The organism is Dietzia sp. CQ4 (assembly GCF_014145125.1).
GTDB classification, from domain to species: domain Bacteria; phylum Actinomycetota; class Actinomycetes; order Mycobacteriales; family Mycobacteriaceae; genus Dietzia; species Dietzia natronolimnaea.
This window is the reverse complement of record NZ_JAALDZ010000393.1, coordinates 1-1,529: the sequence shown is the minus strand read 5'-3', so window position 1 is coordinate 1,529 and position 1,529 is coordinate 1. Positions and strand designations below refer to the sequence as shown.

The window sequence follows — 1,529 nt, the reverse complement described above, 5'->3', positions numbered from 1 at the left end:
AACCCGCAACCCGCCTGAACCCGCAACCCGCCTGAACCCGAGCCCCGCCGGAACCCGAGACCCGTCGGGTCCACCACGGGAGCCCGCGCCCGGTCGGGTGCTGACCCCTTTCGGAACCTAGGCCCCGTCGGGAAGGCCCCGTCCGCCGCTGAGCTGTGGGCCGAGGTGCCTGCGCGCGAAGTCGCGAGCCACGTCGGGGTCGTCCAGGTCGATGGCCGTCGAGGGGGTGAGGACGAATGAGATCACCAGACGGACGGTCACCTCGGCGGCCACGAGCAGTTCGTCGTGCGACCGGGAGTCGTCGAGACTGGTGGCCATCTCCGAGGCGAGGAACTCGGCACTGCTGCTGACCAGGGGTTCGGCCCGGACGGTGAGATACGGGACGGCGACCTCGGGTTCGCTCTCGAGAAGCCGGTTGAGCAGCCCGTGGGCGCGCAGGGTCTCGACGGTGTAGAGGAAGCCCTCGGTGAGCTTGGACTCCACGTCGTCGTACCGGTCGATCTCCTGCTTCAGCCCGGCCAGGATGCGTCCGGACTCGCGGAGCAGGACGGCGTTGATGAGCTCCTGCTTGTTGGCGAACCGGCGGTAGAGGGTCATCCGGGACAGGCCCGACCGCTGCGTGATGTCCCCCATCGTCGACCGGGTCACGCCGAAGAGCTCGAACTGCCGCACCGCCGCGTCGAGGAGCTTCTCCCCGATGTCGTCCGTGGTGCCGCTCGGCACGTGGCGGTCCAGGGCGGCGCGGATGAAGGTCGCGGCGGTGAACGGGAGATTCGCGGGCATCGGTCGATTGTCCCTCACCGGGCGCGCTCGCGCCGGGGTGTGGAATGACCCGGTGTGGCGGGACCCGGGACATCGCGTCCGGACCACACCGTCAGTCCCCGAGCGCGCGACGGATGGCGTCGTCGATCCCGGTCATCTCCCACCCCGGGGGGAGCAGGTCCGTCGCCGGGCCGGCGGCCACCATCTCGTGGCGGAGACTCTCGATCAGCCCGGCGACGGTCCCGGCGTCCACGTCCATGAGCGGGGACAATCCCGCCGCGACCAGATCCCACGGCACCCCGAAGACCGGGACGCGGAGTGTCGGGAGCCCGGCGACCCGGGAGAACCTGCGCAGCAGCGCGGGGTAGGTCAGCGCCTCCCCGCAGCCGAGGTCGCCGTGCCCGGTGCGGGGAGCCACCTCGAGGGCGTGACACAGGGCCTCGACGACGTCACGCTCGGCGACCGGCTCCACGCGGCCGCCGCGCATCCAGCGGGGGACCGGTTGGACCGGCAACCGCTCACACAGGGTGCGCATCATCTCGAAGCCCACCGAACCGGAGCCCAGGACGATGCCGGCCCGCAGGGTGAACACCGGCGTGGGTCCGTCCGAGAGCAGGTGTTGGACCTCGAGTCGGGAGGACATGTGCCGGGAGAGAGGCTCCCCGGGGCCTCCGGACGGGGCGAGCCCGGAGACGTACACGCACCGCTGGACGCCGGCCGCGGCCATCGCGTCGCGCATCGCGGACGCGCCCGCCGCGTCCTCGGCC

At 72.0% G+C, this 1,529-nt stretch carries 2 protein-coding genes; both read right to left on the bottom strand.

Annotated elements, in window-relative coordinates; genetic code table 11:
* Positions 1–117 precede the first annotated feature (117 nt).
* The gene (locus G6031_RS17570; protein ID WP_241734261.1) at positions 118–783 is read right to left on the bottom strand and encodes a TetR family transcriptional regulator; all 666 of its coding nucleotides are present in this window, start codon (positions 781–783) and stop codon (positions 118–120) included.
* A 91-nt stretch (positions 784–874) separates the two neighbouring features.
* A partial coding sequence (locus tag G6031_RS17565; protein ID WP_182653962.1) for an NAD-dependent dehydratase occupies positions 875–1,529 on the bottom strand: 655 nt, incomplete at its 5' end.

Bases quoted from the DNA above. Each gene is read 5' to 3' on its own strand.
- G6031_RS17570 (WP_241734261.1), bottom strand. From the start codon at position 783: ATGCCCGCGAATCTCCCGTTCACCGCCGCGACCTTCATCCGCGCCGCC.